Origin of the sequence: Kutzneria sp. NPDC051319, from assembly GCF_040682195.1 — a bacterium.
Lineage (GTDB): Bacteria > Actinomycetota > Actinomycetes > Mycobacteriales > Pseudonocardiaceae > Kutzneria.
In genome coordinates, this window is the sequence record NZ_JBFBAM010000024.1 from 1 (window position 1) to 25,370 (window position 25,370).

Here is a 25,370-nt window from a genome sequence, read left to right on the forward strand (position 1 = left end):
GCTGAATGCAGGGGCTGAATGCAGGGGCTGAATGCAGGGAAGGACGCCTTACCCTCGTTCAACGCGGGTAAGGCGTCCTTCCCTGCATCACGCATCAGGCGTTAGCGGGAGGTGCGGTTGACCGCGGAGACGACGGCACGCAGCGAGGCGGCGACGATGGAGCTGTCCACGGCGACACCCCACAGCACGACGTCGCCGACCGCACACTCCACGTAGGAGGCGGCGCGGGCGTCGTCGCCGGCGGTGAGGGCGTGCTCTACGTAATCCATGACCCGCACGTCGAAGCCGACCGTGCTCAGGGCGTCCACGAACGCGGCGAGCGGGCCGTTGCCGACGCCGGTGATCTCGTGCTGCTCGCCCTCGACCCGGACCTGGGCGGTGATCCGGTAGTGGCCTTCCTCGTCGTCGTCCACGCGATGCCGGACCAGCTCCAGCGGCGTCACCCGGTCCAGGTACTCGCCGGCGAAGGCGTCCCACATCTGCCGCGGCGACACCTCGCCGCCCTGCGAGTCGGTGACGCCCTGGACGACCTTGGAGAACTCGATCTGCAGCCGGCGCGGCAGGTCGAGCTGGTGCTCGGTCTTCATCACGTAGGCGACGCCGCCCTTGCCGGACTGCGAGTTGACCCGGATCACGGCCTCGTAGCTGCGACCGACGTCCTTGGGGTCGATCGGCAGGTACGGGACCTCCCACGGGAAGTCCTCGACCGGCACGCCGGCCCGGTCCGCCTCGGACTTCAGGGCGTCCAGGCCCTTGTTGATCGCGTCCTGGTGGCTGCCGGAGAAGGCCGTGAACACCAGGTCGCCGCCGTACGGGTGGCGCTCGGCCACCGGCAGCTGGTTGCAGTACTCGACCGTGCGCCGGATCTCGTCGATGTCGGACATGTCCAGCTGCGGGTCGATGCCCTGGCTGAACAGGTTCATCGCCAGCGTGACCAGGCAGACGTTGCCGGTGCGCTCGCCGTTGCCGAACAGGCAGCCCTCGATGCGGTCGGCGCCGGCCTGGTAGCCCAGCTCGGCGGCGGCCACGCCGGTGCCGCGGTCGTTGTGCGGGTGCAGCGACAGGATCACCGAGTCGCGGCGCTCCAGGTGGCGGTTCATCCACTCGATGGAGTCGGCGTACACGTTGGGCGTGGCCATCTCGACGGTGGCCGGCAGGTTGATGATCACCGGCCGCTCCGGGGTCGCGCCCAGGATCTCGGTGACGGCGTTGCACACCTCGACCGCGTAGGACAGCTCGGTGCCGGTGTAGGACTCCGGCGAGTACTCGAAGCGGAAGTCGGTGTCGGGCTGCTTGGCGGCCAGCTCGACGGCGTACTCGGCGGCCGCGGTGGCGATCTTCTTGATGCCCTCGCGCTCCTCGCGGAACACCACGCGGCGCTGCAGGATCGAGGTCGAGTTGTAGATGTGCACGATGGCCTTGCGGGCCCCGCGCAGCGCCTCGAAGGTGCGGTCCAGCAGCTCGACGCGGCACTGGGACAGCACCTGGATGGTGACGTCGTCCGGGATCGCGCCGTCGGTGATGATCTCGCGCACGAAGTCGAAGTCGGTCTGGCTGGCCGCCGGGAAGCCGACCTCGATCTCCTTGAAGCCCATCCGGACCAGCAGGTCGAACATCTTGCGCTTGCGGGCCGGCGACATCGGGTCGATCAGCGCCTGGTTGCCGTCACGCAGGTCGACGGCGCACCACAGGGGCGCGGTGGTGATGCGTTTGTCGGGCCACGTGCGGTCGGGTACCGAGATCTCCTCGACGAGCTCGTGGAACGGCCGGTAACGGTGGACCGGCATCGAGCTGCCGCGCTGCGTGTTCCAGGCCGGCTGCTCGGCCGGCGCGGGACGGGACGGCATGCGGATCTTGCTGGACTCGCTCATGGGGTGAACTCCTGCTGACCGGGATGACTCGACCGGCGGCAGCGCTGAACTCCGAGACGGGGGGCCGGTCTGGATCAGACCCCGTCACGGCAGCGAAGCAGGAGGGTGAAGCGCACGGGCGGAGCGTAACCGCTATCGCCGGATCGTGAAACCCGGGACCCACATGCTGGGCACGATCGGGCACCTGGGGGCTGTGGTTAGGTGGACGCATGGCGTCAGGGGGCAAGAAGTCGGGCGTGCTGTCCACGGTGATCAACCTGTTCGGCGTGCTCACCGCCCTGGTCATGATCATTCGCATGCTGCTGGTGCTGAGCGGATCGACCGCCGACAACGCGCTGTTCTCGGTGGTCAAGGTGTGGTCCGACCTGCTGGTTCTGTGGTGGGGCAACATCGTGCAGCCGCAGGGCGCGCCGGCCAGCGTGATCATCACCTACGCCCTCGCGGCCGTGTTCTGGCTGCTGGTGACCCGCATCCTCGCCCGGGTGCTGCGCTGACCCGTGTAGCGATCACTCGGGGTGGGTATTCACCGCTCGACGCCACCCGATCGGGTGGCGACCTGTATCGAGCGAGGCGAGGTCGGACATGGCTACCTACGTTCGTGGCGGTCGGGCGACGGCGGGAACGGTGGTCCGCGTCATCGGCACGATCATCGCGGTCATCCTGGTCGCGCACATCCTGTTCACGTTGCTGGCCGCCAACCCGGGCAACCCGCTCGTGGTGTGGGACGCGCAGTGGGCCGGCGCGTTGGCGCTGTGGTTCGGCAACCTGTTCGCCACCGGTAGCGACGCGCTCAATGTGATCTTGAATTACGGCCTGGCCGCAGTGTTCTGGCTGGTCGTAACGGGTCTCATCGCCCGAGTGCTCTACCGCGCCGGCTGATCGACGCCGGTCGGCCGGCGTGGCAGACTGCCCCGTATGGCCGAACAGACGCAGACGCACGCGCGCGGCAGGGTTGTCGGCATCGTCGCCGCCGTCCTGCGTTGGATCGGCACGATCATCGCCGTCATCCTTGTCGCGCACGTGCTGCTCACCGTTTTCGGCGCCAACCCGGACAACCCCATCACCACCTTCGTCCGCGCCTGGGCCGACCCGCTGGCCCTGGCCTTCCGCGACCTGTTCACGCCGGCCGACGCCAAGCTCCGCGTGCTGGCCAACTACGGCCTGGCCGCGATCTTCTGGCTCATCGTCACCAGCATTTTGGTGCGCTTGGTCCGCCGCCTGGGCTGAGTTGTCCACAGGGCCCCAGTTGTCCACAGGCCGCCCGGTTTCAAGATCCACGAGAGGTGCGCGCCGGTAGGCTGGGCGGGGACGGTGGCCCCCGGGGAAGGGCGGGCCGCGGGCGTGCGGCGGGTCGTGGGCGTGCGGCGGGGCGTGGGGGCTGCGGTGATTGGCAGTGAGTCCATTGGCAGTGAGTACGGCCTGCCGATGGCAGGTGGTCATTGGTGCCGCGGGAATGCCGGCGTCGGGCGATCGTCAGCGAACCAGAGGGCGGGTGTCAGGCAATCGTTGAGGTCGCGGGATTGCCAGTGTTGGGCGGTCGCTGGTGTGGTGCGATTGCCGGAACCAGGTGGTCGCTGGTGAGCGGTGTTTCCGGTGCCGCGCGATCGGTGGGGTTGCCAGGTGGGGGACGTCGAGTACTGGCCGGTGTGTGTCGCAGAGGCTTCGGTGAACTGGGGAGGCTAGAAGGCGGCGGAGCCCCAGGTGTCGGTGAAGACCAGCTCCGACAAGGGTTTCCGGACGCGGGGGGCGACTTCCCGGGCGGCGAGGTCCTCGGGGAGCAGGGAAGGGGAGCCCAGCACGCCGACGGCGATCACCACGACGGCGCGGGCGGTCTCCGGCAGTCCGAATGAGGAGGCGATGGCCTCGGGGGAGAAGCCGCCCATCTGGTGGGCGACGAGGCCCTCGGCGACGGCCTGGAGCACGAGGTTCTGGCCGGCGAGGCCGAGCACGTAGTCGGGCTTGGGCATGGGGCGGCCGGTCTCGTCCTCGGTGACGACACAGCCGACGATCAGCGCGGACGCGGCGCCGGCCCAGGACTGGTTGCCGGGGCGCAGGGCGTCGAAGATCTGCTGGAACGAAGGGTCGCCGCGGCGACCGACGAGCCAGCGGGCGGGCTGGGTGTTGCCGGACGAAGCAGCCCAGCGGGCGGCCTCGAACAGGGACTCGAGTTGCTCGTCGGTGACCTTGGCGGACGGGTCGAGGGCCCGGGGGCTCCAGCGCTCGCTGATGAGGGGATGCACCTCAAATAGCGTAGGGCCACGCGGTGATGGCGTAAGCGCCGAACCAGGCACTCATCACCGACACGGTGATCAGGGTGAGCCACTGGGTGCTGCGGAGCCGCCGGACCAACGCCATGCCGACGGGGATGAGCAGCACGAACGCCGGCAGCATGAGCCGGGCCTTGGAGTTCATCAGGCCGTTGGAGCCGAGATCCATGATCAGCACGGCGATGCCGTAGGCGATCAGGGGCCACGGCACGCGCCGCCGGATGCACAGCACGACCAGGGCGATGGCGACGACGCAGAGCCCGACGGTGAGGACCTCGAGCACGGAGCGGCCGGAGGCGAGGGCGTCGAGGGCGAACTTGAAGGTGGCGATGCCGCCGTCGAACTGGGAACCCCAGCCCCGCTGCTGCACCTGGAACCAGCCGTCCCAACTGCCGGTCCGAACGCCGACCCACGCCAGGTAGCCGACGAGGCCGACGGGTGCCACCAAGGCGCCGACCCAGGGCCGCCAGCCGTCCTCCCGCCGCACGATGGCGATCACGGCGGCGAGGCCGACGGCGACGATGACGGCGGCGGCGGTCGGCCTGACCAGCCCGGACAGGGCGCAGAAGACGCCGGCCCACACCCACCGGCGCTCCAGCGTGAACACGAGCGACCACACGGCGAAGGCGCAGAACAGGGCCTCGGAGTAGGTCATCGACAGCACGACGGCCATCGGCGAGGCGGCGAACAGCGCGGCCAGCACGAGACCGAGCCGCCGCGAGCCCCCGGGCACCGACTCCCCGAGCCGGACCAGGCCGTAGGAGCAGGCCAGGCCGGACAGCACGGTCACGGCGAAGGCGGCGTCGACCAGCGTCACTCCGGGCACGTGGGCGATCAGGCTGGTCAGTGCCGGAAAGCCGGGGAAGAAGGCCAGCAGGTTGCTCTGGTCGTGCTGGAAGTGGGCGTCCACGAGGTCGCGGCCGGCCGCGCCGTAGCCGCCCTGGGCGAGCCCCAGGAACCAGTGTCCGTCCCACGAAGTGAGAGCAGTGGTGATGGATCGGCCGTTGCGGGCGGCCATCCAGGCCAGCACCACGAGGCCGATGGCGCGCACGCCGAGGAACACCAGAGCGGGCGCGGTCAGGTACGCGACCTGCCGCGACGTCGCGGAACTGGCCTCGGGCCGGGCCGTCGTGATGGCTGACACCCCGATCCCTTCGTCTGGCCACCGGGTCCGAAGGCGAGGGTACGCTGCGTCCGGACACGCTCTGGCCCGGTCTGCGAGGAGGTTCGATCAGTGGCACTGGTCGTGCAGAAGTACGGCGGCTCCTCACTGGAAAGTGCCGAGCGGATCAAACGCGTGGCCGAGCGGATCGCCGCCACCAAACGAGCGGGCAACGACGTGGTCGTCGCGGTCTCGGCCATGGGCGACTCCACCGACGAGCTGCTGGACCTCGCGTCCCAGGTCGCCCCGGTGCCGCCGGCCCGCGAGCTGGACATGCTGCTCACCGCGGGCGAGCGGATCTCCATGTCGCTGGTGGCCATGGCCATCCACGCCTTGGGATTCGAGGCACGCTCGTACACCGGGTCGCAGGCCGGCGTGATCACCACCGCCGTGCACGGCAACGCGCGCATCATCGACGTGACGCCGGGCCGCATCCAGGACGCGCTGGCCGACGGCGCGATCTGCATCGTGGCCGGCTTCCAGGGCGTGAGCCAGGACAGCAAGGAGATCACCACGATCGGCCGCGGCGGCACGGACACCACCGCCGTCGCGCTGGCCGCGGCGCTCAAGGCCGACGTCTGCGAGATCTACACCGATGTGGACGGCGTGTTCAGCGCCGACCCCCGCATCGTGCGCGACGCCAGGCACCTGCCCCAGATCACCTACGAGGAGATGCTGGAGATGGCCGCGGCCGGGGCGAAGGTGTTGCACCTGCGCTCGGTCGAGTACGCCCGGCGGTACAACGTGCCGCTGCGCGTCCGTTCCTCGTTCAACAACAAGACCGGCACGCTGGTGACCGGGTCGATGGAGGACCTTCCCGTGGAGCAGGCGATCATCACCGGCGTCGCGCACGACCGGTCGGAGGCCAAGGTCACCGTGACGGCGGTGCCGGACCACCCGGGCATCGCGGCCCGCGTCTTCCGCGTGGTCGCCGACGCCGAGGTCGACATCGACATGGTCGTGCAGAACGTCTCCCAGGTCGCCACCGGCCGCACCGACATCACCTTCACGCTGCCCAAGACCGACGGCCCGCGGGCGGTGGCCGCGCTGGAGAAGGCCAAGCCGGAGATCGGCCACAGCGGCGTGCTCTACGACGACCACGTGGGCAAGGTGTCGCTGATCGGCGCCGGCATGCGCTCGCACCCGGGCGTCACGGCGACCTTCTGCGAGGCGCTGTCCGAGGCCGGCGTCAACATCGAGATCATCTCCACCTCGGAGATCCGGATCTCGGTCATCTGCCGGGATACTCAGTTGGATGACGCGGTCCGTGCCCTGCACGATGCGTTCGAACTCGGCGGCGACGAAGAGGCCGTCGTCTACGCGGGGAGCGGTCGATGAGCACCAACGGACCTGTACTGGCGCTGGTGGGAGCGACCGGCGCGGTCGGCAGCGTGATGATCGAGATCATCAACGCCCGTGAGACGGTGCCGTGGGGCGAGATCCGCCTGATCGCCTCGGCCCGCTCGGCCGGACGCAAGCTGACCGTGCGCGGCGAGGAGATCACCGTCCGGGCGCTCGCGCCCGAGGTGTTCGACGGCGTGGACATCGCGATGTTCGACGTGCCGGACGAGATCTCGGCCGAGTGGGCGCCGATCGCGGCCGCCCGCGGCGCGATCGCGGTGGACAACTCCGGCGCGTTCCGCATGGACGACGAGGTGCCGCTGGTGGTGCCGGAGGTCAACGCGCACAAGGCGACCGAGCGCCCGCGCGGCATCATCGCCAACCCCAACTGCACGACGCTGTCCATGATGGCCGCCTTGGGCGCCCTGCACCGCGAGTTCGGCCTCAAGGAGCTCGTTGTCGCGTCCTACCAGGCGGTTTCCGGCGCCGGCGCGCCCGGCATCGACCGCCTGTACGAGGAGCTGTCGGTCGTCGCGGGCAAGCAGCTCGGCGTGAAGGCCGGCGATGTGCGCGAGGCGCTGATCGCGGCCGGGCTGGACTTCGAGAGCTCGCCGTTCCCGGCCCCGCTCGCGCTGAACGTGGTGCCGTGGGCCGGTTCCTACAAGGGCGACGGCTGGACCTCGGAGGAGCTCAAGGTCCGCAACGAGTCCCGCAAGATCCTCGGCATCCCGGACCTGAAGGTCTCGGCGACCTGCGTGCGGGTCCCGGTCATCACCACGCACTCGCTGGCCGTGCACGCGACCTTCGAGCGCGAGGTGACGGTGGAGCAGGCGCACAAGGTGTTCGCCGCGCAGCCGACGATCGTGCTGATGGACGAGCCGGAGCAGAAGAAGTTCCCGACGCCGGCGGACGTGGTCGGCGAGGACCCGACCTATGTCGGCCGGGTGCGCCAGGCGCTGGACTTCCCGAACACGCTGGACTTCTTCGTGTGCGGCGACAACCTGCGCAAGGGCGCCGCGCTCAACACCTACGAGATCGCCGAGACCCTGGCCCCCGAGTTCGGCTGAGGCGGACATGACCGAGGTCGTGTTGGGTGTCGACCTCGGCACCACGGCGACGAAGGTGGTCGCCACCCGGCTGGACGGCCGGGTGGTGGCCACCGCCGAGCAGGGTTACCTCCTGGAGACGGGCGAGCACGGTGAGGCCGTGCAGGATCCGCAGGCGGTGCTGGCGGCGGCCACGAAGGCGTTGGCCGAGTGCGTCGAGAAGGTCGACGGCGAGGTCAGGGCCCTGTCGTTCAGCTCCGCGATGCACACGCTGCTCGCCCTCGACGGCCACGGCGAGCCGCTCACCCCGGCCCTGAGCTGGGCTGATCACCGTGCGGCCGATGTCGCCAAACGCTTGCGGGCGGACGAGGAGCTGGCGCTCGAACTGCACGCGGCGACCGGCGCCCCGGTGCATCCGTCGTTCCCGCTGGCCAAGCTGGCCTGGTTCGCCGAACACGAGCCGGAACTGTGCGCCCGGGCCGTGAAGTGGGCCGGCCTCAAGGATTACGTGCTTTCCAGGTTCACCGGACGGCTGGTCACCGAGCATTCCAACGCCTCCGGCACCGGCATGCTCAACATGCGCCGGCTGGACTGGCACGAGCCGGCGCTGGCCATCGCCGGCGTGCACCCGGACCAGTTGCCGACGCTGGTCGCGCCGACCAAGGCGTTGTCGCTGGTCGACGGCGTCGCCGGCCTGCCCAGCGGCTTGCCGGTGATCGCCGGCGGTGGCGACGGTCCGCTGGCCAACCTTGGCGTCGGCGCGGTGCGGCCGGGCATGGCGGCGTTGTCGCTGGGCACGAGTGGTGCGCTCAGGGTCGTCCGCGACCAGCCCGGTGTCGACGAGCGCGGCCGCGTTTTCTGCTACGCCTTGGCCGACGGGCTCTGGGTGCTCGGCGGCTCGGTGAGCAACGGCGGTGTGGTGGCGCAGTGGGCGTCCGAGGTGTTCGGGGTCCCGGTGGCGGACCTGTTGGCGGAGGCCGAAGCCGAGCCGCCGGGTGCCGCAGGCCTGCTGGCTTTGCCTTACCTGCTGGGCGAAAGAGCGCCGTGGTGGGATCCGGACCCGCGTGCGGTGCTGGTCGGGCTGCGCCGCGAGCACGGCCGGGCCGTGATCACCCGGGCCATGGTCGAAGGCGTCGGCCAGCAGTTGGCCCTGGTGCTCGACGCCGTCCGAGACGCGGGCGCGGCGGTGCACGAGATCCGGGCCACCGGCGGGGCTTTCCGTGGTCCACTGTGGACGTCGGTGATCGCGGCGGCCTTCGGCCAGGAACTGTCCTTCGTGGATGGGAACGAGGGATCCGGTGTGGGGGCGGCACTTCTGGGCTGGCGGGCGCTCGGCGAGCTGCCGTCCCTCGACGCGGCCGCCGACCTGGTGACGCCGGTCGGCACGGTCGCGCCGGAGGAGATCGACAGCCGCCGGATGGCCCGCAACCGCCCCGCCCTGGAGCGGATCTACGAGGCGCTCAGGGAACTCGACAGCTGAGGCTGGCTGAGCTTGCGCCCGCCAAGGGCGATGCGACCGCCGTGCCGAGCAGCCCGACCGCGCCCGCCGCGACGAAGCCCCAGGCCGGTGCCGAGTTGTCCATCACGTAGCCGATCAGCGGTGCCCCGATGGCCGCGCCCGCGGTGAACGCCGAGCTGTAGATGCCCATTACCGCGCCGCGCACCGACTCCGGCGCCATCCGTGTGACCACGTCCGACGTCGACGCGAACGTGGGTGCGCACAGCAGGCCACTGGGCGTCAGGGCCAGCGCGAGTGTCCACCACTGGCCGGCGAACAACCCGACCGGCAACGTCAGCACGCCGATCAGGCTGATCAGCACGATCAGCGGGATCGGCCGCCGGGCCGCGCCGTGCAGGATGCCGCCGATGACCGATGCCAGGCACCAGACCGCGATGACCAGCCCCGACCAGTCGACCTGGTCGTGCTGGCGCAGGACCGCCACGATGGCCACCTCGGAGCCGGCCATGATCAACACCATTGCGGCGGCGATCACCAGCGCCGCGATCATCGGCCCGCGCAGCCACGACTGCACCGGCACGTGTTCGTGCTGCTCGGCGTCGCCGGACTTCATCGGCGGATCGAACAGGTACAGCCAGACGCCGGCCGCCACCATGGCCGCACCGACGATGATCATCGCCGCGGTCGAGGACAACGCCGTGGTGAGGAACACCCCGGCCGCCGGACCGATCATGTACGACATCTCGGTGAGCACCGAGTCCAGCGAGAACGCCGGCCGCCGGTAGCTGTCGTCCGAGGGCAGCAGCGCGGCCATGCCCTGCCGGGCGATGGACATCACCGGCAGCGACAGGAAGCCACCGACGAACGAGAGCGCGATGAGCCCCCAGTAGGACAGCCATGGCGCCGCCGCCCAGAACACGCCGGTGGCCACAGTGGTGAGCAACACCACCCGCCGCAGGCCACGGCGGTCGAGTAGCCGGCCGATCAGCGGTCCGCCCAGGGCGATGCCGATGGTGGTGGCGGCGGCCACCACACCGGCCTCGCCGTAGCCGCGGCCGAGGCCGAGCACCACGTGCAGGGTGATGGTCACGCCGGAGGCGGCCAGCGGGATGCGCGCCAATCCCGTGACCAGGAACAGCGTGCGCACACCGGGGAGGCGCGTCACCCGGCCGTAGGACGTCAGGACCACACGCCGATGTGACAAGGTCTGCGGCCGCGGCGCAACCGATTTCTTGTCCGATTCCAGAAAGCGTGGTGTCCTGGGCGGGATATGGCTACCGACGGATCCACCGTGGAGACCCTGCGGCGCAGGTTGCGCACCGCGGGGTTACGGGTGACGGCGCCGCGCCTCGCGGTGCTGGAGTGGCTTTCCGGTCACCCTCATACCACCGCTGACCAGGTCGCCACCGGAGTTCGCGACCACATCGGCTCGGTGTCGACGCAGGCCGTGTACGACGTGCTCAACGCCTGTGTGCGGGCCGACCTGGTACGCCGGATCGAGCCCGCGGGCTCGCCGGCCCGGTTCGAGACGCGCACCGGTGACAACCATCACCACCTGGTCTGCCGGGGCTGCGGCCGCACCGAGGACGTGGACTGCGCCGTCGGGCCGGCGCCGTGCCTGGAGCCGTCCGACTCGATGGGCTTCGACGTGGTCGAGGCCGAGGTCGTGTTCTGGGGCTACTGCCCGGACTGCAAGCGAGCTCAGGCCAGCCAGCTGCCGACCGGGTAGCCGTTCAGCTCGTCGGCGTTGACCGCCTTGCGCCTCGGCCGCCCGTTGCGGCCGATGGCCAGCCCCGTCCGCAGCGCGCTGGCCGCCTCCAGGGTGGCCTCCTTGAACGCGTGCCCGATGCCCGTCATGCTCGCGAAGCCGTGGAACAGGCCCTCGTGCCGGCGCAGCACCACCGGCACGCCGGCCTCGGCGACCCGGCGGGCGAACAGCTCGCCCTCGTCCCGCAGCGGGTCGAAGCCGGCCGTCGCGATGTAGGTGGGCGGCAGCGCGCTCAGGTCCTCGGCCAGCAGCGGCGACACGCGGGGATCGGTGCGGGTCTCGGGGTCCGGGACGTAGCGCTCCATGAACCAGTCCATGCCGGCGTCGGTCAGGAAGTAGCCGTTGCCGAAGATGTCCCGCGACCGCTGCCGCATCGTCGCGTCCACCGTCGGGTAGAGCAGCAGCAGGAACACCGGTCGGGGATTGCCCGAGCCCACCTGAAGTGCCGTCACGGTGGCGAGATTGCCGCCCGCGCTGTCGCCGCCGAGGGCGATGAGCTTCGGGTCCGCGCCCAGCGACGTCGCCTCCGCCGCGGCCCACTTGAACGCCGTCACGCAGTCGTCCACCGCGGCCGGGAACGGATCCTCCGGCGCGAGCCGGTAGCCGACGGACAGCACCCGGACGCCGGCGTTGCGGGCCAGGAACCGGCAGAGGTGGTCGTGGCTGTAGATGTCGCCGATGGCAAAACCGCCACCGTGGAAGAACACCAGCAGCGGCGAGCCCTCCGGCAGGTCGCCGGGCCGGTACAGCCGGGCCGGAATGTCGTTGGGCAGCTGGAGGTCTTTGGTCGTGACGGGCTCGATCGGCGCGCCGCCGACCAGCACGCGACCGGCGCGGATCGCCGCGCGGGCCTGGCGGACGTCCGTGCTGTGCAGCTCGGTGCCGGCCAGCTGCTGCATCCTCAGCAGCAACTGGGCGTCCAGGTCGAGGGTCTGGCCGTCGAGCCGGACCGGCTTGCCGGCCAGCAGCCGTCGCACCGGCGTCGGCAGCGCGAACAGCGCCTGGAGCACCCGGGCCTGCCACCGGAGCGGAACGGACTGCGCAAGGCTCGCCATGGCCCAGGACACTACCGGTCGGTAGGACCCATGCCGAGGGATCTTGACCTCAAGCACGCTGTAACTCGTACGGTGGACGTATGACGGTGACAGTGGTGGGGATCGGCGGCTCGTTGCGGGCCGACTCGCAGTCCGAGCGGGCGCTGCACGTGGCGCTGTCGGGTGCGGAAGAGGCCGGCGCGAAGACGATCGCGCTCACCGGAACCGATCTTGTGCTGCCGTTCTACGACCCGGCCGTGCCCGAGCGCCCCGAGTCCGCGCAGCGGCTGATCGAGCTGCTGCGTGAGGCCGACGGCGTGGTCCTGGTCTCGCCCGGCTACCACGGCTCGCTGTCCGGACTGGTCAAGAACGCCCTCGACTACGTCCAGGATCTCAGTGGCGACCCGCACCCGTTCCTCGACGGCCGTGCGGTCGGTTGCGTGACCAGTGCCATGGGCTGGCAGGCGGCGGTGAGCACGCTGACCGCCCTTCGCTCGATCGTGCATGCCTTGCGCGGCTGGCCGACGCCGTTGGGCGTCCCGCTGAACACTGCGGAGGTGCGCTTCGAGGCCGACGGCACCTGCTCCGATCAGCGCGCGTACGACTCGCTGCGGCTGGTCGGCCGTCAGGTCGCCGAGTTCGCCCTCGGTGAAGTCGGTCACCACCGGCTACATTGAGCCGGTTCGTGGCGTTGTACCCGTCAGTAACTTCGTGAGCGAGGAGAAGACGATGGCAGCGCTGTACACCGCCGAGGCGATCGCGATCGGCGAAGGCCGCAACGGCGAGGTCCGATCCTCGGACGGCGTGATCGACGAGATCCTGGCCGTGCCGAAGGAGATGGGCGGCCCCGGCGGCGACAAGACCAACCCCGAGCAGCTGTTCGCCGCCGGCTACGCGGCCTGCTTCCACAGCGCGATGCAGGCGGTCGCCCGCCGGCAGAAGATCACGCTGCCGGAGACCTCCATCACCGCCCAGGTGAGCGTGTTCGCGCTGGACAACGGCGGCTTCACCCTCGGCGTGGCGCTGGCCGCCCACGTGCCCGGCTTCGAGCAGGGCGCCGCCGACCAGCTCGTGGCCGCCGCCCACCAGGTCTGCCCCTACTCCAACGCCACCCGCGGCAACATCGAGGTCACGGTCACCGCGACCGTGTGACCGGAGCCGCCGTTAGCCCGCGCCTCCTCGGGGTACTCGTTCGACACGCGATCCCGAGGAGGCAGATATGGGCAAGGCCCCGATCACCAGCCCGCTCGAGGCCGGGGCGAAGGAAGAGACCGGCCGCGTCCTTCAGGAGGCGCTGGTCGACCTGATCGACCTGTCGCTGGTGGCCAAACAGGCGCACTGGAACGTCGTCGGCCGCAACTTCCGCAGCGTGCACCTCCAGCTCGACGAGCTGGTCGCCGCCGCGCGGCAGTACACCGACCAGGTCGCCGAGCGCGCCTCGGCCATCGGCGTGTCCCCGGACGGCCGGGCCGCCACCGTGGCCAAGGACTCCGGGGTGCCCGACTTCGCCACCGGCTGGCGTGACGACGAGGCCGTGGCGCGGGCCATCACCACGACGCTGGGCGAGGTCGTGCAGCGCATGCGGGCTCGGATCAAGACCACCGACGACACGGACCTGGTCACCCAGGACCTGATCATCGCGCTGACCGCCAAGCTGGAGGAAGCCCACTGGATGTGGCAGGCCCAGCTGGCTTAAAGCGTTGCGGGTGGGGCCTTGCGGCCCCACCCTCTGCCGTCACATTCCCAGCGCCCGCCGGGTGAAGTCGACCTCGATGGCCGTCTGCTTGATCGTCTCGGCCACCACCAGCGAGCCGTGGCCGGCCTCGTACCGGTACACCTCGTACGGCGCCTTCCTGACCGCCAGGCGATCCAGGTAGTTGTCGATCTGGCGGATCGGGCAGCGCGGGTCGTTCTCGCCGGCCAGCACGATCACCGGCGCGGCCACCTCGTCCACGTAGGTCAGCGGCGAGCACTCCCGGTACAGGTCGGGCAGCTCCTCCGGCGAGCCGCCGAACAGCGCCCGGTCGAAGGCTCGCAACGGTTCCATCTCGTCCTCGTAGGCGGCGACGTAGTCCGCGACCGGCACGCCCGCGACGCCCGCCGCCCAGCGCTTCGGCTGCACGCCCAGCGCCAGCAGCGTCAAGTAGCCGCCCCAGGACGCGCCGTTGATCACGCACTTGGCCGGGTCGGCCAGGCCGGACTCGACCGCCCAGTCGTGGACCGCGGCGATGTCCTCCAGCTCGGTCAGGCCCGGGCGGCCCTCGATGGCGTCCCGCCAGGCCGAGCCGTAGCCGGTGGAGCCGCGGTAGTTCACCTGCACCACGGCGAAGCCGGCGTCCAGCCACACCGCGCGGTAGGCCGAGAACCGGTCCTCGTCATTGGCGTGCGGGCCGCCGTGGATGGAGAAAACCGTTGGCAACGGGCCATCTCCGGCGTTCGCCGGCTTGGTGATCAGCGCGTGCACGTCGCCGACGAAGGCATCCTCCATCGGCTGCGACGACGGCGCCTTGTCGCCCGGCGGCTGCAGCAGCACCCGGTCACCCTCGGCCGTCAGCACGCGCACCGCGGACGGGTGCTCGGCCGAGGACCAGGAGTACTCCACGGCGCCGTCCGGCCGCGCGCCCGCGCCGCCGATCGTCCCCTGTGGAGTGTCCAATGTGGACAGCTGGCCGGCGGCGATGTCGTAGCGGTGCAACGTGGTCCGCGACCGGTGGCTGTGCACGATCAGCAGCGACTTGCCATCCGTGAACCAGTCGGCGGCGACCTCGCCCGGCAGGTCGAGATGGATCTCCGTCTCGGTGTCCGCCTCCACGTCCCAGATCAGCAGCTCTTCCTTGCCGCGGCGCTCGTGCAGCACCAGCAGCCTGGGGTCACCCTCCACCGGGCTGAACGAGATGCCGTCCAGTCCCTTGCCCTTGCCGTCCCACTTCTCCGCCACCACCGCGCCTTCGGCCGCGTTCACCACGCGCAGCGCCGGGTGCCGGCTGTCGCCGTGCTCCGAGTGCGAGATCGCCAGCAGCCGCTCGTCCCGCGACAGGCTGGCCACCCCGCCGTCGTTCTCGTTGACGTAGATGACCTCGGGCTTGCCGTCGCGGGTCACCCAGATCGTCGTGCCGTCATCCGTAGAGGCCCCGACCGCGATCCTCGAACTGCCAACCTCAAGTCCCGCCGGATACCCGTCGTGCACACCCTCCAACGCCGGCCTGTGCTCGCCCCCGCTGTACGGCTCGACCACCCAGCTACCGAACTCGTCCCCGTCGGTGTCGTTGAACCACCAGATCTGCTCCCCGTCCGGGCTCAACGTCGCGTGCATCGTGCCGTTGGGCCGGTTCGTCACCTGGCGGTGCTCATCCGTCTCCCGGTTCCAGGCGTACACCTCCCACACCCCACTGGCGTTGGAGACGTACAGCGAGCGCTCCGGCGCGTTCAACGCCCAGTCCGGCAGCGACACCCTGCGCGCCGTGAACCGGTCCCTCCAGCGCTTCTCCGCCTCAGGATCCTCGAACAGCCGCTCCGGCACGCGCGCAACAGGATGAGTAGTCACCCCTCGATCCTGTCACGACAGTCCCGTGCTTTTCGTAGCCGTTCGGCGCGGACCGGCCCGGTGGCGGCCGGCCCCGATCCGCGGTCCCGAGCGTGCCAGCGCCGATCCATTCTGTAAACGTTTTCGTCCAGTATCTTGCCGGCCATGCCGGTCTCAGTCCTGGTGCCGATCGTCGTCGGCCTCATCGGCGTTCTGGGCGTCGTGTCCGGTCAACTCGTCACCACCTGGCGCGAGCGGGCCCGCGAGGCCGCCGCCATCCGCCGCGCCGACCAGATCTACTGGCGCGACAAGCGTTTGGACGCGTGCCTCGCCCTTCTGGTGACCATGAACGCGTGGCGCGAGCTCGCCGTCGACACCTGGCGCGGCCCCGCCGATGACCAGACCCTCGCCGAGCTGCACACCGCCGTCATCGCCATGAGCGATCAGCTCGCCACCCTCAAGCTCATCGGCACCGACCCCATCCGCACAGCCGCCACCTCTGCCGTCGACGACCTCCTTGCCACCTCCGCCGCCGCCCGCAACTCCCCCGCGACCGCCGACCTCGACCAGGCCTCCCGCCACCTGACCGCCACCATCCGCACCCTGCGCGACCATTTCCGCGCAACCCTCCCCATCCCGTAACCCTCCCCAAAGCAAACGGAGCGAGAGCGGCGAACGGAGAAACTGACCGCCGAGCGCAGCAAAGCCCACCACAAAGGCGCAGCCGACCTAGCTATCGCGAAGGCGCAGCCGAGCTAGACGTCGCGAAGGCGCAGCCGAGCCGTTGCGAAGGCGCAGCCGAGCTTTGGGGGGTGCAGGGGGCGAAGCCCGCCCTGCCTTGGGGTCTGGGGCGAGAGCCCCAGAAAGCAAAAAGGGAGATCTCCGTGCGGTGAAATCCGCACAGAGATCTCCCAGATCTCCCGTCGGGGTGACAGGATTTGAACCTGCGACCTCTTCGTCCCGAACGAAGCGCGCTACCAAACTGCGCCACACCCCGGTTGATCGAACGAGGAGAAGTCTAGCTGATGTCGGCCCCAGCTCCGAATCGGGTCCTGCTTTGGCGGCCGGACCCGTCGTGACCTGCGCCGTTGCTGCGGGGCACGAGCGTGAGCAGGCTGGCCTCCGGCGGGCAGGCGAAGCGGACGGGCGCATAGGGCGAGGTCCCGAGGCCTGCGGACACGTTGAGCCAGGTGTGGGCGCCCCAGCGAGAGACGCCTCGGGCACGGGTGCGATCCAGCTCACAGTTCGTGACGACGGCGCCGTAGCCGGGGATGCGGAGTTGGCCGCCGTGGGTGTGGCCGGCCATGACGAGGTCGTAGCCGTCGGCGGCGAACAGGTCGAGGACGCGGGGTTCGGGGGAGTGGGTGACGCCGAGCCGCAGCGCTGCGGTGGGGTCGGGGCGGCCGGCGATGTTCTCGTAGCGGTCGCGCTTGAGGTGCGGGTCGTCGAGGCCGGCGGCGACGATGGACTGGCCGGCGACGGTGATGGTCTGCCGGCTGTGGGTGAGGTCGTCCCAGCCGTGTTCGACGAACGCGGCGCGCAGATCCCGCCAGGGCAGGGGAATGCCGTGGATGCGCTTCTTGCGGGCCTTGGGCAGCAGGTAGCGCACGGGGTTCTTGGGCTTGGGCGCGTAGTAGTCGTTGCTGCCGAACACGAACACGCCGGGCAGGTCGAGCAGCGGGCCCAGCGCCCGTACGACGGCGGGCACGGCGTGCCGGTGGGCGAGGTTGTCGCCGGTGTTGACGACGAGGTCGGGCGACAGCTTGGCCAGCTCGGCGACCCAGCGCTGCTTGGAGCGCTGCCCGGGCATCATGTGCAGGTCGGAGATGTGCAGCACGCGGAGCGGCGCCGCGCCTTCGGCGAGCACCGGCACCGTGGCTTCGCGCAGGGTCCACCTGGTCCGCTCGATGGCGGCGGCGTAGCCGACCGTGGCTGCTCCGAGGGCCGTGGTGCCCAGGACTATCCGACCGAACGTCTTCACGCGCTCCAGGGTACGGCGGTTTACTCGATCGGGGTCGGGGTGGCTGTCGGAGTAGCGTTCGCGCTCATGGCGGAGCTGAAGGAGAAGCTGCGGAGCGATTTGACCGCGGCGATGAAGGGGCGGCAGACCACTGTGGTCGCCACCCTGCGGATGGCCCTGGCGGCTGTGACCGTCGAGGAGGTGGCCGGCAAGACCGCGCGGGAGCTGTCGAACGACGAGGTCCTCAAGGTGTTGTCCCGTGAGGTGAAGAAGCGCAACGAGGCCGCCGAGGCCTTCGCGGGCGCTGGTCGCCGGGAGCAGGCCGACGCCGAGCTGGCCGAGGCCGAGGTGCTCAAGTCGTACCTGCCGGCCCAGCTGTCCGATGAGGAGCTCACCGACCTCGTCACGCAGGCGATCGACGAGGTCGCCGCGCAGGCGGGCGAGCAGCCGGGGCAGAAGCAGATGGGCCAGGTCATGAAGGCCGCCAACGCGAAGGTCGCCGGCCGGGCCGAGGGCGGCCGTGTCGCCGCCATCGTGAAGGCCAAGCTGCTGGGCTGATGGCGGTCGTGCCGTTTTCGGTGCACGAGTTGGACGAGTTGCGGCTGCCATTGGCGGTGCGGCGTCGGGTCCGCCGGTTGACGCGGTCGGGTCGGGCCGGCGTCGTCCTGGGGGCGATCATGACGCCGGGCCGGCGCAGGCCGACTTCGCTCGACCCGACTGTTTCCCTGCGGGGCAACGGGATCAGGCTGGAGCTGTCGAACCAGCACTCTCGTCGATCCGTCGCGCGGGGGCTGGCCGCCGGCGGTCACGGGCTTACGCTGCGGGCGTGGCGGGCCACGTCGGAGAGTTTTTTCGAGTACGGCATCGAGCTGGCCGACGGCGACGTTTTCGTCGCCGTCGCCCGGCCGATCCAGCCGTGGACGCTGTTCGGCCCGCGCCGAGAATCGGACGAATGGTATCTGGGTGTGGTCTGACGACATGGCTTGGGACGCACACTCGGTCGGGGCCAAGCGTGGGTGCGGTCACTGAGTGAAACGGATTTCCACCATGACCGAGTACGGCCGCGAGAGGGAGCGTCGCGCCGGCAACGTTCCTTGCTGCGGTTGGGCTACGCCGTGGCTATGGGTGCCTTCGTGGCACTGCGGGTGGGGCCATGGGTCGTGTTGGCCGCAGCCGTCGGCACGTGCGTGCTGATCTACGTCGTGGGCACGCTGATTGTCTGGCGTGATCGGCAGGCGGAACTGCGTCGGCGGGCCGCCGGCGAGCCGCCGTCGTGGTCGGCGCAGCTGCCGTTGGCCGTCGCGCGGCAGTTCGGCGGCGTCGTCCCTGGCCGGCATGTCCGCGCCAACGCGCCGCAGACCGGCGAGCTGCTCGGCCGCCTGTGCTACCCGGGCGACCGACTGCGGTGGGAGCCCAGCGCGTCGTTGCGGGCCAAGGCACCGAATCGGTGACCTGGGACGGCAACTGGACGGCGACGGTGGTCCCGCTGTGGGGTCCGGGCAGCCAGGGCTGCCTCACGTTGACCAACCCGGACGGATGGGCGGTCGACGTGTGGGTGCGTCACCGGACGACCCGAGCCGGAGGCTCGGGCTTCGTTAGTCCTTGGCCATGACCCGCTCGGGCCGCTGCGTCACTGCTGATTCCGGTACCTGAGCCCGAAATGGTTCGAGGCCGGCGCCAAGGGCGCCGGCCTCGAACCGTGTTCAGTTACCTCAGCCGCCTGGTGTGCCGGCGCCTGATGCCGGCGCGGGTGATGTCGCGCCGGGGGCTTGGGGCACGAAGCCGGTGCTCACGTAGAGCGTGACGGTCTGGCTGTGCGGGGCGGACCCGATGGGGGTCTGGCCGACGACGGTGCCCTTGGGGGCGGTGGAGTTGAAGTCGGCGGTCTGCACACCCGGGTAGCCGGCGGACTTGAGGACGTTGGTGGCGTCGTCGACGCCGCGGCCGACCACGTACGGGATGGCGGGCCCGTGGTTGTTCTTGTCCATGTACTGCGGGTCGGCCTTGGGCAGCTGTAGCGGGGGCGAGCTGCCGAGGATCTGGTTGAAGGCGTTGAAGAACGGCGGCGCGGCGATGGTGCCACCGAAGGCGCCGACGTTGCCGCCGCAGGCCTTGCTGGTGCGGATGGGCAGCGTGCCGCAGATCGGCTCCGGCTGGGAGCCATCGTTGAACACCAGCGAGGAGGTCGAGTAGTTGGGCAGGATGCCCAGGAAGCCGACGGACTCGGAGGTGTCGGTGGTGCCGGTCTTGCCGGCCAGCGGGCGGGTCCAGTGCGCGTTGCGGGCGGCGGCGGCCGAGGTGCCGCTGAGGGTGTCGTCCTTCAGGCCGTTCATGATCGTGTCGGCCACGGCCTTGTTGACGACCTGCTCGCACGGCGGGGTGTTGATCTGGACCGGCTTGCCGGTGTGGTCGACCACGCTGGCGATCGGGTTGGCCTCACACCACACGCCGCCGCTGGCCAGGGTGGCGCCGACGTTGGCCAGCTCCAGCGGGCTCAACGGACTCACGCCGAGGGTGAAGGCCGGGGCGTTCTGGAAGAACTGGGTCTGCGACTGGTTGTAGTTGTAGTCCTTGTTGTTGGGGTCGGGCGTCTGACCGGCCTGGTTGGACTTCATGGTGTTGCGCATGCCCAGCCGCGACGCCATGTCCAGCACCGCCGGCATGCCGGCGTCCAGCTCGACCTTGGTGAACGAGGTGTTGGGCGAGATGGCCAGCGCCTCGTGCAGGCTGATCGGGTCCGGGTTGGTCGCGTCGTCGTTCTGCAGGCAGTACGGCGGCGTGTTGCGGTCGTGCACGGGCAGCGTGAAGCAGGTGTGCTTCGGGTTCGGGATGCCGGTGTTGAGGCCGATCTGGCCCTTCTCCATGGCGGCCGCGGTGGTGAACAGCTTGTAGATCGAGCCGGCGCCGAAGTTGTCGCTGACGTCGGCGGGCAGGTTGGTCAGGGTCTGCCCCTGCGCGGCGTCCACGCCGAGGTCGCGGTTGGCCACCAGGGCGACGAGGTCGTGGGTCTGCTGGCCCGGTTTGACGATCACCATGGTGTTGGCGATGCCGTTGGCGGTCTTGGGCACGTTGTGCTCGACGGCCTGCTTGGCGATCTTGGAGATGTCCGGGTCCAGGTTGGTCCTGATCACGTAGCCGCCGGTCTGCAACTGGTCCGCGGTGAAGCCGGCCTGCGACAGGTAGCCCTGCACGTAGTCGCAGTAGAAGCCGTCCTCGGGGGCGACGCCGACGCAGCCGGAGCCGGGCAGCTGCGGCTCGGGGCCGACGCCCAGGTCCGTCTTCTTGGCGGCCTCGCCGATGTCGGTGGTGATCTTGCCGGTCGAGACCATGGCGTCGATGACCACGTCGCGGCGCTTCTTGGCCGCCGCCGGGTGCTGCCACGGGTCGAAGCTGACCGGGTTGTTGACCACGCCGGCCAGCAGCGCCGCCTGGGGCAGCGAGAGCTTGTCGGGGGTGGTGTTGAAGAACACCTGGGAGGCGGTGCCGATGCCGTCCACCCGGCCGAGGAAGGTGACCAGGTTGAGGTACCTGGTCAGGATCTCGTCCTTGGACAGCTTCTTCTCCAGCTGGAGGGCGACCCGCGCCTCCTTGAGCTTGCGGGCGACGGTCTGCGCCTGGGCCTGCTCCTGGGCCGACTTGTTGTCCCGGCCGGCCACCAGCACCTGGTAGTTCTTCACGTACTGCTGGGTGATGGTCGACGCGCCCTGGGTGGCGCTGCCGTTGACCTGGTTGCTCAGCAGCGCGCGGAAGGTGCCCTGCCAGTCGACGCCGGAGTGCTGGTAGAAGCGGCGGTCCTCGATGGCGACGATGGCCGCCTTCATCACGGGCGCGATCTGGTCACCCGGAGTGTTGACCCGGTACTGCTGGTAGAGGTACGCGATCGGTTTTTCGTTCTTGTCCTCGATCACGGACATCAGCGGCGGGTCGGTGGTCACCAGGTCCGCCGAGGTGGCGTCCACGGTGTCGCTGGCGCGGTTGGAGACCACTCCCAGCGCCCCCACGGTGGGGAACAGCATGCCCGCCACCAGAACCCCGGCCAAAAGGCACAGACCGACCAACTTCACAAGACCGTTGCCGACACGCACGACAGCCACACTACGCGTCATCACGTGGTGCTCCGGTGTGAGCGCTCACTGCGACGTTCATTCACCACTTCGGGTGGGTGAAGCTCACATTCGGGTAACCCGGTGTTGGCAGGGGAACCAGATGGCTCTACAGTCCGTCAACGTCTCATGACAACGCCTGACGGCACTCCGCACCCGCGGGGAGCCTACGGCAGCCGGTACCGGGGGGTATCGGTTTTTGGACGAGACGTAGGGGAGCGGGGGCCATGCAGTTCGTTCAGGGGGATTGGCGTGTCAGTGCCTCGTGTCGTGACGAGGACCCGGAGCAGCTGTTCGTCAGGGGTGCTGAGCAGCGCAAAGTCAAAACCATCTGCCTGAGTTGCCCGGTGCGGACGGAGTGCCTGTCCGAGGCGCTCGATAACCGCATCGAGTTCGGCGTGTGGGGCGGAATGACCGAGCGTGAGCGCAGGGCTCTGCTGCGTCGCCGGCCGGATGTGGACTCGTGGTTCGAGTTGCTGGAGTCCGCGCGGCGCGAGCATGCCGATCTTGACGAGTACAAGGTCAGTTGATCGACGTCCTTTGTTGAACAATCAAATTAATTAGCTCTGATCATGCGAATTTCGCCGACGGCGGCAATCGCCGCCCTCGGCGAAACAAGCGTGCGCGGTTTCACTCACCGGTCAGCCGGCGGCCGATTTCGCGCAGCCCGGCCAGATCGTGCACGTCCTCGGCCAGCGCCGGCACGCCGGTGACGGCCACCGACGGGTGCGCCTTGGTGAACCGGGCCAGCAGCCGCTGCTCGCGGGTCGCCACGGCCACCCGATCGGCGTGCACCCGCAGCACGGCGGCGGCCAGCGGCGCCTCGCCGCCCCGGTCCAGCTCGTCGGCGGCGGCCAACGCCTTGCCCGCCGGCAGCTTGGCCAGCACCGGATGGGTGCGGTTGAGCACCAGCCCGGCCAGCGGCATCGACTCGGTGGCCAGCCGCTCCACGAAGTAGGACGCCTCCCGCAGCGCGTCCGGCTCCGGCGCGGCCACCACCAGGAACGCGGTGCCGGGTGAGCGCAGCAGCTGGTAGGTCTTCTGCGCCCGCTCCCGGAAACCGCCGAACATGCTGTCGAAGGCCTGCACGAACGCCGACGCGTCGGCCAGCAGCTGCCCGCCGATGATCGTCGAGATGGCCTTGGTGAAGATGCCGAAGCCGGCGCCGACGATCTTGAGCAGGCCCCGGCCGCCGGCCCGCGCCGGGGCCGAGAGCAGCCGGATGATCCGCCCGTCGAGCACGGTGGACAGCCGCTGCGGGGCGTCCAGGAAGTCCAGGGCCGACCGGCTGGGCGGGGTGTCGACGACGATCAGGTCCCACGACCCGTCGGCGGCCAGCTGCCCCAGCTTCTCCATGGCCATGTACTCCTGCGTGCCGGAGAACGAGGAGGAAATGGTCTGGTAGAAGGGATTGCCCAGGATCTGCTCGGCACGGTCGGGCCCCGCGTGCGCCAGCACCATGTCGTCGAACGTGCGGCGCATGTCCAGCATCATCGCGTGCAGCCGGTCCTCGGTGTCGAAGCCCTCGACCGTCACCTGGCGCGGCGTGTTGTCCAGTTCCCGCAGGCCGAGCGACTGCGCCAGCCGCCGGGCCGGGTCGATCGTGAGCACGACGGTGCGCCGCCCGCGCTCGGCCGCCCGCGCGGCCAGCGCCGCCGCGGTGGTGGTCTTGCCGACGCCGCCGGAGCCGCAGCAGACGATCACCTTGGTCGCCGGGTCGTCCAGCAACTTGTCGACATGAAGCTTGGCCGGCATCAGCGGACCCCCTGGTCGACCAGTGTCTCGGCCAGCTCGTACAGCGCGCCGACGTCGACGCCGTCGACCAGTTCGGGCAGCTCCAGGGCGGGCAGGTCGGCCTCGGCCAGCAGCTCGCGGGCCCGCTGCTCGGCCCGCACGCGCACGGCGTGGTCGACGGTCTCCTCGACCAGCCCGGCCAGCTCGTCCTCGGCCAGCTCCAGGCCCACGGTGGCCAGCCCGGTCCGGACGCGGGCGGCGTCCACCCGACCGCCGGCCGCCGCCGGCAGCGAGCGGTTGGCCAGCCGCGCCGGCCGCACCCGGTTCACGAACACCGCGCCCGGTCGCAGGTCGGCGCCGTCCAGTTCGGCCACGGCGTCCAGGGTCTCCCGGACGGGCATCTCTTCCAGCAGCGTGACCAGGTGCACGGCGGTGTCGCCCGAGTGCATCAGCCGGACCACGCCCTCGCTCTGGCCCTTGATCGGCCCGACCTTGGCCACGTCCTGCACGGCCTTGGTGACGTCGAGGAACTTCACCACGCGGCCGGTCGGCGGCGCGTCTAAAACCACGTGGTCGTACATGTGGCGGCCGGCGTCGTCGGTGCGGCCGACGCACTCCTTGACCTTGCCGGTCTGGAGCACGTCCCGCAGACCGGGGGCGAGCGTGGTGACGAACTCGATCGCGCCCATGCGCCGCAGCGTCCGGCCGGCGAAGCCCAGGTTGTAGAACATGGCCAGGTACTCCATGAACGCGGCGTCGGCGTCCACGGCGAGCGCGCGGATCTCGCCACCACCGGGCGCGGAGGCGATGCGCTCCTCGGAGTACGGCAGCGGCGCGCGGTCGAACAGCTGGGCGATGCCCTGGCGCTCCTCGACCTCGACGAGCAGCACGCGACGGCCACCGGTGGCCAGCGCGATGGCCAGCGCCGCGGCCACAGTGGTCTTGCCGGTGCCGCCCTTGCCGGTGACCACGTGCAACCGGGCCCGGGTGAGCTCCTCGGTCCAGCCGGCGGTCCAGCCACCTATGGGTGTGGTCACGCCGCCAAGCCTAGGCGGCTCCACCGAAGCTTCGCCCGAGATGGCGCTGAGGCATCGCCCACGATCGCGAGGCCGCGTCGGTGCCTGGAGTGGTCGGCTGTGATGGTTACCCGATGTGATGCATGAGGACGAGGATCATGTATTGGGCGGCGACGACGCCCCAGACCACGGTGCTGGGCAGCACGGTGGCGATGAGCAGGCACAGGACCGCGAACACCAGCGTCGACCAGAGGGCGGCGCGCGTCACATCGCCGGCGTTGCGGTGCCGGTCGTCACGGACCTTGCCGGTGATCAGCAGCGTCATGATGATGCCGCCGAAGGCCATGAGGCAGGTCGCGATGATCCGCCACGTCTCCACGTGATCGAAAATAGCGCGCCGGATAGGGTGCCGGCATGACTAAGTGGGAGTACGCCACGGTCCCGCTCCTGATCCACGCGACCAAGCAGATCCTGGACCAGTGGGGCCAGGACGGCTGGGAGCTGGTGACCGTGTTGCCCAACCCGAGCGGCGAGCAGCATGTCGCCTACCTGAAGCGGGAGAAGGCATGAGTTGGCTGGCCAGGCTCAAGGAACTGGGCATCGAGCTGCCCGCGGTGGCCGCGCCGGTCGCGGCCTACGTGCCGGCGGTGCGCACCGGCTCGCTCGTCTACACCTCGGGCCAGCTGCCGTTCGTCGAGGGCGCGCTGCCCGCGACGGGCAAGGTGGGCGGGGAGATCGGGCAGGACGAGGCCAAGGCCTTCGCCCGCACCTGCGCGCTGAACGCGCTGGCGGCGGTGGACGCGCTGGTCGGCCTGGACTCGATCATCCGCATCGTCAAGGTGGTCGGCTTCGTGGCCTCGGCCGAGGGCTTCACCGGCCAGCCGGCCGTGGTCAACGGCGCGTCCGAGGCGCTGGGTGAGATCTTTGGCGAGGCCGGCGTGCACGCCCGCTCCGCCGTTGGGGTGGCCGAACTGCCACTCGGCGCACCCGTCGAGGTTGAGCTGATCGTCGAAATCGGCTAATTCAGTAACCCGTTCGGGTGGCGCTAAGGTGGCGTCTCCTGGTCTGCTAGACCGCGAGAGTCAC

At 70.1% G+C, this 25,370-nt stretch carries 28 protein-coding genes and 1 tRNA gene; 17 read left to right on the forward strand and 12 right to left on the reverse strand.

The annotated features are described in order from the left end of the window. Positions 1–101 precede the first annotated feature (101 nt). Positions 102–1,871 (reverse strand): 2-isopropylmalate synthase, encoded by a 1,770-nt coding sequence (gene leuA / locus AB0M73_RS23820; protein WP_363894090.1) that lies wholly within the window; start codon positions 1,869–1,871, stop codon positions 102–104. Between the two features lie 209 nt (positions 1,872–2,080). Between leuA and AB0M73_RS23825 the strand changes: the two genes are divergently transcribed. The 3 genes from AB0M73_RS23825 (at position 2,081) to AB0M73_RS23835 (ending at position 3,098) form a co-directional block, all read left to right on the forward strand. Further along, positions 2,081–2,365 carry a hypothetical protein gene (locus AB0M73_RS23825; RefSeq protein WP_363894093.1) on the forward strand — a complete coding sequence of 95 codons (285 nt, stop codon included), beginning with the start codon at positions 2,081–2,083 and terminating at the stop codon, positions 2,363–2,365. 88 nt (positions 2,366–2,453) lie between these two features. Beyond that, a complete protein-coding gene (locus AB0M73_RS23830; RefSeq protein ID WP_363894096.1) occupies positions 2,454–2,750 on the forward strand; it encodes a hypothetical protein in 297 nt (98 codons plus the stop codon). Between the two features lie 36 nt (positions 2,751–2,786). Beyond that, positions 2,787–3,098, forward strand: a complete 312-nt coding sequence (locus tag AB0M73_RS23835) for a hypothetical protein (RefSeq protein WP_363894099.1) — start codon at positions 2,787–2,789, stop codon at positions 3,096–3,098. A gap of 452 nt (positions 3,099–3,550) precedes the next feature. On the opposite strand, the gene AB0M73_RS23840 is transcribed toward AB0M73_RS23835, so the two are convergent. After that, positions 3,551–4,111: a nitroreductase family protein gene (locus AB0M73_RS23840; protein WP_363894102.1), complete on the reverse strand. Its 561-nt coding sequence runs from the start codon at positions 4,109–4,111 to the stop codon at positions 3,551–3,553. 1 nt (position 4,112) lies between these two features. Continuing rightward, positions 4,113–5,282 (reverse strand): hypothetical protein, encoded by a 1,170-nt coding sequence (locus AB0M73_RS23845; RefSeq protein ID WP_363894104.1) that lies wholly within the window; start codon positions 5,280–5,282, stop codon positions 4,113–4,115. 90 nt (positions 5,283–5,372) lie between these two features. On the opposite strand from AB0M73_RS23845, the gene AB0M73_RS23850 reads away from it, so the two are divergent. Genes AB0M73_RS23850 through AB0M73_RS23860 form a run of 3 tightly spaced genes read left to right on the forward strand, consistent with a single transcriptional unit; the run spans position 5,373 to position 9,167 of the window. Then, the gene (locus AB0M73_RS23850) at positions 5,373–6,638 is read left to right on the forward strand and encodes an aspartate kinase (protein WP_363894107.1); all 1,266 of its coding nucleotides are present in this window, start codon (positions 5,373–5,375) and stop codon (positions 6,636–6,638) included. Continuing rightward, a complete protein-coding gene (locus AB0M73_RS23855) occupies positions 6,635–7,708 on the forward strand; it encodes an aspartate-semialdehyde dehydrogenase (RefSeq protein ID WP_363894110.1) in 1,074 nt (357 codons plus the stop codon). Before AB0M73_RS23850 ends, AB0M73_RS23855 begins: the two co-directional genes overlap by 4 nt. A 7-nt stretch (positions 7,709–7,715) precedes the next feature. Continuing rightward, on the forward strand, positions 7,716–9,167 hold the full coding sequence (locus AB0M73_RS23860; protein WP_363894113.1) for a gluconokinase: 1,452 nt from the start codon (positions 7,716–7,718) through the stop codon (positions 9,165–9,167). On the opposite strand, the gene AB0M73_RS23865 is transcribed toward AB0M73_RS23860, so the two are convergent. Continuing rightward, entirely contained in the window at positions 9,148–10,335 is a 1,188-nt protein-coding gene (locus AB0M73_RS23865) for an MFS transporter (RefSeq protein WP_363894116.1), read from the reverse strand. The genes AB0M73_RS23860 and AB0M73_RS23865 overlap by 20 nt on opposite strands. Before the next feature lie 81 nt (positions 10,336–10,416). Between AB0M73_RS23865 and AB0M73_RS23870 the strand changes: the two genes are divergently transcribed. Then, on the forward strand, positions 10,417–10,875 hold the full coding sequence (locus AB0M73_RS23870) for a Fur family transcriptional regulator (RefSeq protein WP_052395392.1): 459 nt from the start codon (positions 10,417–10,419) through the stop codon (positions 10,873–10,875). Here the strand turns inward: AB0M73_RS23870 and AB0M73_RS23875 are convergent. Next, the gene (locus AB0M73_RS23875) at positions 10,848–11,969 is read right to left on the reverse strand and encodes an alpha/beta hydrolase (protein ID WP_363894119.1); all 1,122 of its coding nucleotides are present in this window, start codon (positions 11,967–11,969) and stop codon (positions 10,848–10,850) included. The genes AB0M73_RS23870 and AB0M73_RS23875 overlap by 28 nt on opposite strands. Before the next feature lie 80 nt (positions 11,970–12,049). Here AB0M73_RS23875 and AB0M73_RS23880 point away from each other — a divergent pair, with 80 nt between their 5' ends. The 3 genes from AB0M73_RS23880 (at position 12,050) to AB0M73_RS23890 (ending at position 13,644) form a co-directional block, all read left to right on the forward strand. Further along, a complete protein-coding gene (locus AB0M73_RS23880) occupies positions 12,050–12,625 on the forward strand; it encodes an NAD(P)H-dependent oxidoreductase (RefSeq protein WP_043720118.1) in 576 nt (191 codons plus the stop codon). A 52-nt stretch (positions 12,626–12,677) separates the two neighbouring features. Then, a complete protein-coding gene (locus AB0M73_RS23885) occupies positions 12,678–13,100 on the forward strand; it encodes an organic hydroperoxide resistance protein (RefSeq protein ID WP_363894124.1) in 423 nt (140 codons plus the stop codon). A gap of 67 nt (positions 13,101–13,167) precedes the next feature. Next, a complete protein-coding gene (locus AB0M73_RS23890; protein ID WP_363894127.1) occupies positions 13,168–13,644 on the forward strand; it encodes a DNA starvation/stationary phase protection protein in 477 nt (158 codons plus the stop codon). Positions 13,645–13,683: 39 nt separating this feature from the next. Here the strand turns inward: AB0M73_RS23890 and AB0M73_RS23895 are convergent, their stop codons facing one another. Next, the gene (locus AB0M73_RS23895; RefSeq protein ID WP_363894130.1) at positions 13,684–15,492 is read right to left on the reverse strand and encodes a prolyl oligopeptidase family serine peptidase; all 1,809 of its coding nucleotides are present in this window, start codon (positions 15,490–15,492) and stop codon (positions 13,684–13,686) included. A gap of 144 nt (positions 15,493–15,636) precedes the next feature. Between AB0M73_RS23895 and AB0M73_RS23900 the strand changes: the two genes are divergently transcribed. Beyond that, positions 15,637–16,113, forward strand: a complete 477-nt coding sequence (locus AB0M73_RS23900) for a hypothetical protein (protein WP_363894133.1) — start codon at positions 15,637–15,639, stop codon at positions 16,111–16,113. Positions 16,114–16,394: 281 nt separating this feature from the next. On the opposite strand, the gene AB0M73_RS23905 is transcribed toward AB0M73_RS23900, so the two are convergent. Further along, positions 16,395–16,468, reverse strand: a tRNA-Pro gene (locus AB0M73_RS23905). Positions 16,469–16,489: 21 nt separating this feature from the next. After that, positions 16,490–17,452 (reverse strand): metallophosphoesterase, encoded by a 963-nt coding sequence (locus tag AB0M73_RS23910; RefSeq protein WP_052395386.1) that lies wholly within the window; start codon positions 17,450–17,452, stop codon positions 16,490–16,492. A 66-nt stretch (positions 17,453–17,518) separates the two neighbouring features. Between AB0M73_RS23910 and AB0M73_RS23915 the strand changes: the two genes are divergently transcribed. The 3 genes from AB0M73_RS23915 (at position 17,519) to AB0M73_RS23925 (ending at position 18,882) form a co-directional block, all read left to right on the forward strand. After that, positions 17,519–17,989 carry a GatB/YqeY domain-containing protein gene (locus tag AB0M73_RS23915; protein WP_363894137.1) on the forward strand — a complete coding sequence of 157 codons (471 nt, stop codon included), beginning with the start codon at positions 17,519–17,521 and terminating at the stop codon, positions 17,987–17,989. Next, positions 17,989–18,405 (forward strand): hypothetical protein, encoded by a 417-nt coding sequence (locus AB0M73_RS23920; RefSeq protein WP_363894139.1) that lies wholly within the window; start codon positions 17,989–17,991, stop codon positions 18,403–18,405. The genes AB0M73_RS23915 and AB0M73_RS23920 overlap by 1 nt, the downstream gene beginning before the upstream one ends. A 159-nt stretch (positions 18,406–18,564) precedes the next feature. Beyond that, entirely contained in the window at positions 18,565–18,882 is a 318-nt protein-coding gene (locus AB0M73_RS23925; RefSeq protein WP_363894141.1) for a hypothetical protein, read from the forward strand. A 261-nt stretch (positions 18,883–19,143) separates the two neighbouring features. Here the strand turns inward: AB0M73_RS23925 and AB0M73_RS23930 are convergent, their stop codons facing one another. Next, a complete protein-coding gene (locus AB0M73_RS23930; RefSeq protein ID WP_363894144.1) occupies positions 19,144–21,516 on the reverse strand; it encodes a transglycosylase domain-containing protein in 2,373 nt (790 codons plus the stop codon). A gap of 245 nt (positions 21,517–21,761) precedes the next feature. Here AB0M73_RS23930 and AB0M73_RS23935 point away from each other — a divergent pair, with 245 nt between their 5' ends. Continuing rightward, the gene (locus AB0M73_RS23935) at positions 21,762–22,064 is read left to right on the forward strand and encodes a WhiB family transcriptional regulator (RefSeq protein WP_043720062.1); all 303 of its coding nucleotides are present in this window, start codon (positions 21,762–21,764) and stop codon (positions 22,062–22,064) included. 100 nt (positions 22,065–22,164) lie between these two features. On the opposite strand, the gene AB0M73_RS23940 is transcribed toward AB0M73_RS23935, so the two are convergent. The 3 genes from AB0M73_RS23940 to AB0M73_RS23950 all read right to left on the reverse strand — a co-directional run bounded on the left by AB0M73_RS23940 (position 22,165) and on the right by AB0M73_RS23950 (position 24,663). Next, positions 22,165–23,289, reverse strand: a complete 1,125-nt coding sequence (locus AB0M73_RS23940) for an ArsA-related P-loop ATPase (RefSeq protein WP_363894148.1) — start codon at positions 23,287–23,289, stop codon at positions 22,165–22,167. Further along, positions 23,289–24,305 carry an ArsA-related P-loop ATPase gene (locus AB0M73_RS23945; protein WP_363894151.1) on the reverse strand — a complete coding sequence of 339 codons (1,017 nt, stop codon included), beginning with the start codon at positions 24,303–24,305 and terminating at the stop codon, positions 23,289–23,291. The genes AB0M73_RS23940 and AB0M73_RS23945 overlap by 1 nt, the downstream gene beginning before the upstream one ends. Before the next feature lie 106 nt (positions 24,306–24,411). Then, a complete protein-coding gene (locus AB0M73_RS23950; RefSeq protein WP_043720056.1) occupies positions 24,412–24,663 on the reverse strand; it encodes a hypothetical protein in 252 nt (83 codons plus the stop codon). A 35-nt stretch (positions 24,664–24,698) separates the two neighbouring features. Here AB0M73_RS23950 and AB0M73_RS23955 point away from each other — a divergent pair, with 35 nt between their 5' ends. Both AB0M73_RS23955 and AB0M73_RS23960 read left to right on the forward strand, forming a co-directional pair. Further along, on the forward strand, positions 24,699–24,854 hold the full coding sequence (locus AB0M73_RS23955) for a DUF4177 domain-containing protein (protein ID WP_116174671.1): 156 nt from the start codon (positions 24,699–24,701) through the stop codon (positions 24,852–24,854). Further along, a complete protein-coding gene (locus tag AB0M73_RS23960) occupies positions 24,851–25,306 on the forward strand; it encodes a RidA family protein (RefSeq protein ID WP_363894155.1) in 456 nt (151 codons plus the stop codon). Before AB0M73_RS23955 ends, AB0M73_RS23960 begins: the two co-directional genes overlap by 4 nt. The last annotated feature ends 64 nt before the right edge of the window (positions 25,307–25,370 follow it).

What these genes read in the sequence shown, in the direction of transcription:
- AB0M73_RS23855 (WP_363894110.1), top strand. Translation starts at nt 6,635, where the DNA reads ATGAGCACCAACGGACCTGTACTGGCGCTGGTGGGAGCGACCGGCGCG.
- leuA (WP_363894090.1), bottom strand. Translation starts at nt 1,871, where the DNA reads ATGAGCGAGTCCAGCAAGATCCGCATGCCGTCCCGTCCCGCGCCGGCC.
- AB0M73_RS23960 (WP_363894155.1), top strand. Translation starts at nt 24,851, where the DNA reads ATGAGTTGGCTGGCCAGGCTCAAGGAACTGGGCATCGAGCTGCCCGCG.
- AB0M73_RS23935 (WP_043720062.1), top strand. Translation starts at nt 21,762, where the DNA reads ATGCAGTTCGTTCAGGGGGATTGGCGTGTCAGTGCCTCGTGTCGTGAC.
- AB0M73_RS23940 (WP_363894148.1), bottom strand. Translation starts at nt 23,289, where the DNA reads ATGCCGGCCAAGCTTCATGTCGACAAGTTGCTGGACGACCCGGCGACC.
- AB0M73_RS23825 (WP_363894093.1), top strand. Translation starts at nt 2,081, where the DNA reads ATGGCGTCAGGGGGCAAGAAGTCGGGCGTGCTGTCCACGGTGATCAAC.
- AB0M73_RS23830 (WP_363894096.1), top strand. Translation starts at nt 2,454, where the DNA reads ATGGCTACCTACGTTCGTGGCGGTCGGGCGACGGCGGGAACGGTGGTC.
- AB0M73_RS23890 (WP_363894127.1), top strand. Translation starts at nt 13,168, where the DNA reads ATGGGCAAGGCCCCGATCACCAGCCCGCTCGAGGCCGGGGCGAAGGAA.
- AB0M73_RS23920 (WP_363894139.1), top strand. Translation starts at nt 17,989, where the DNA reads ATGGCGGTCGTGCCGTTTTCGGTGCACGAGTTGGACGAGTTGCGGCTG.
- AB0M73_RS23880 (WP_043720118.1), top strand. Translation starts at nt 12,050, where the DNA reads ATGACGGTGACAGTGGTGGGGATCGGCGGCTCGTTGCGGGCCGACTCG.
- AB0M73_RS23955 (WP_116174671.1), top strand. Translation starts at nt 24,699, where the DNA reads ATGACTAAGTGGGAGTACGCCACGGTCCCGCTCCTGATCCACGCGACC.
- AB0M73_RS23870 (WP_052395392.1), top strand. Translation starts at nt 10,417, where the DNA reads ATGGCTACCGACGGATCCACCGTGGAGACCCTGCGGCGCAGGTTGCGC.
- AB0M73_RS23900 (WP_363894133.1), top strand. Translation starts at nt 15,637, where the DNA reads ATGCCGGTCTCAGTCCTGGTGCCGATCGTCGTCGGCCTCATCGGCGTT.
- AB0M73_RS23885 (WP_363894124.1), top strand. Translation starts at nt 12,678, where the DNA reads ATGGCAGCGCTGTACACCGCCGAGGCGATCGCGATCGGCGAAGGCCGC.
- AB0M73_RS23860 (WP_363894113.1), top strand. Translation starts at nt 7,716, where the DNA reads ATGACCGAGGTCGTGTTGGGTGTCGACCTCGGCACCACGGCGACGAAG.
- AB0M73_RS23915 (WP_363894137.1), top strand. Translation starts at nt 17,519, where the DNA reads ATGGCGGAGCTGAAGGAGAAGCTGCGGAGCGATTTGACCGCGGCGATG.
- AB0M73_RS23835 (WP_363894099.1), top strand. Translation starts at nt 2,787, where the DNA reads ATGGCCGAACAGACGCAGACGCACGCGCGCGGCAGGGTTGTCGGCATC.
- AB0M73_RS23875 (WP_363894119.1), bottom strand. Translation starts at nt 11,969, where the DNA reads ATGGCGAGCCTTGCGCAGTCCGTTCCGCTCCGGTGGCAGGCCCGGGTG.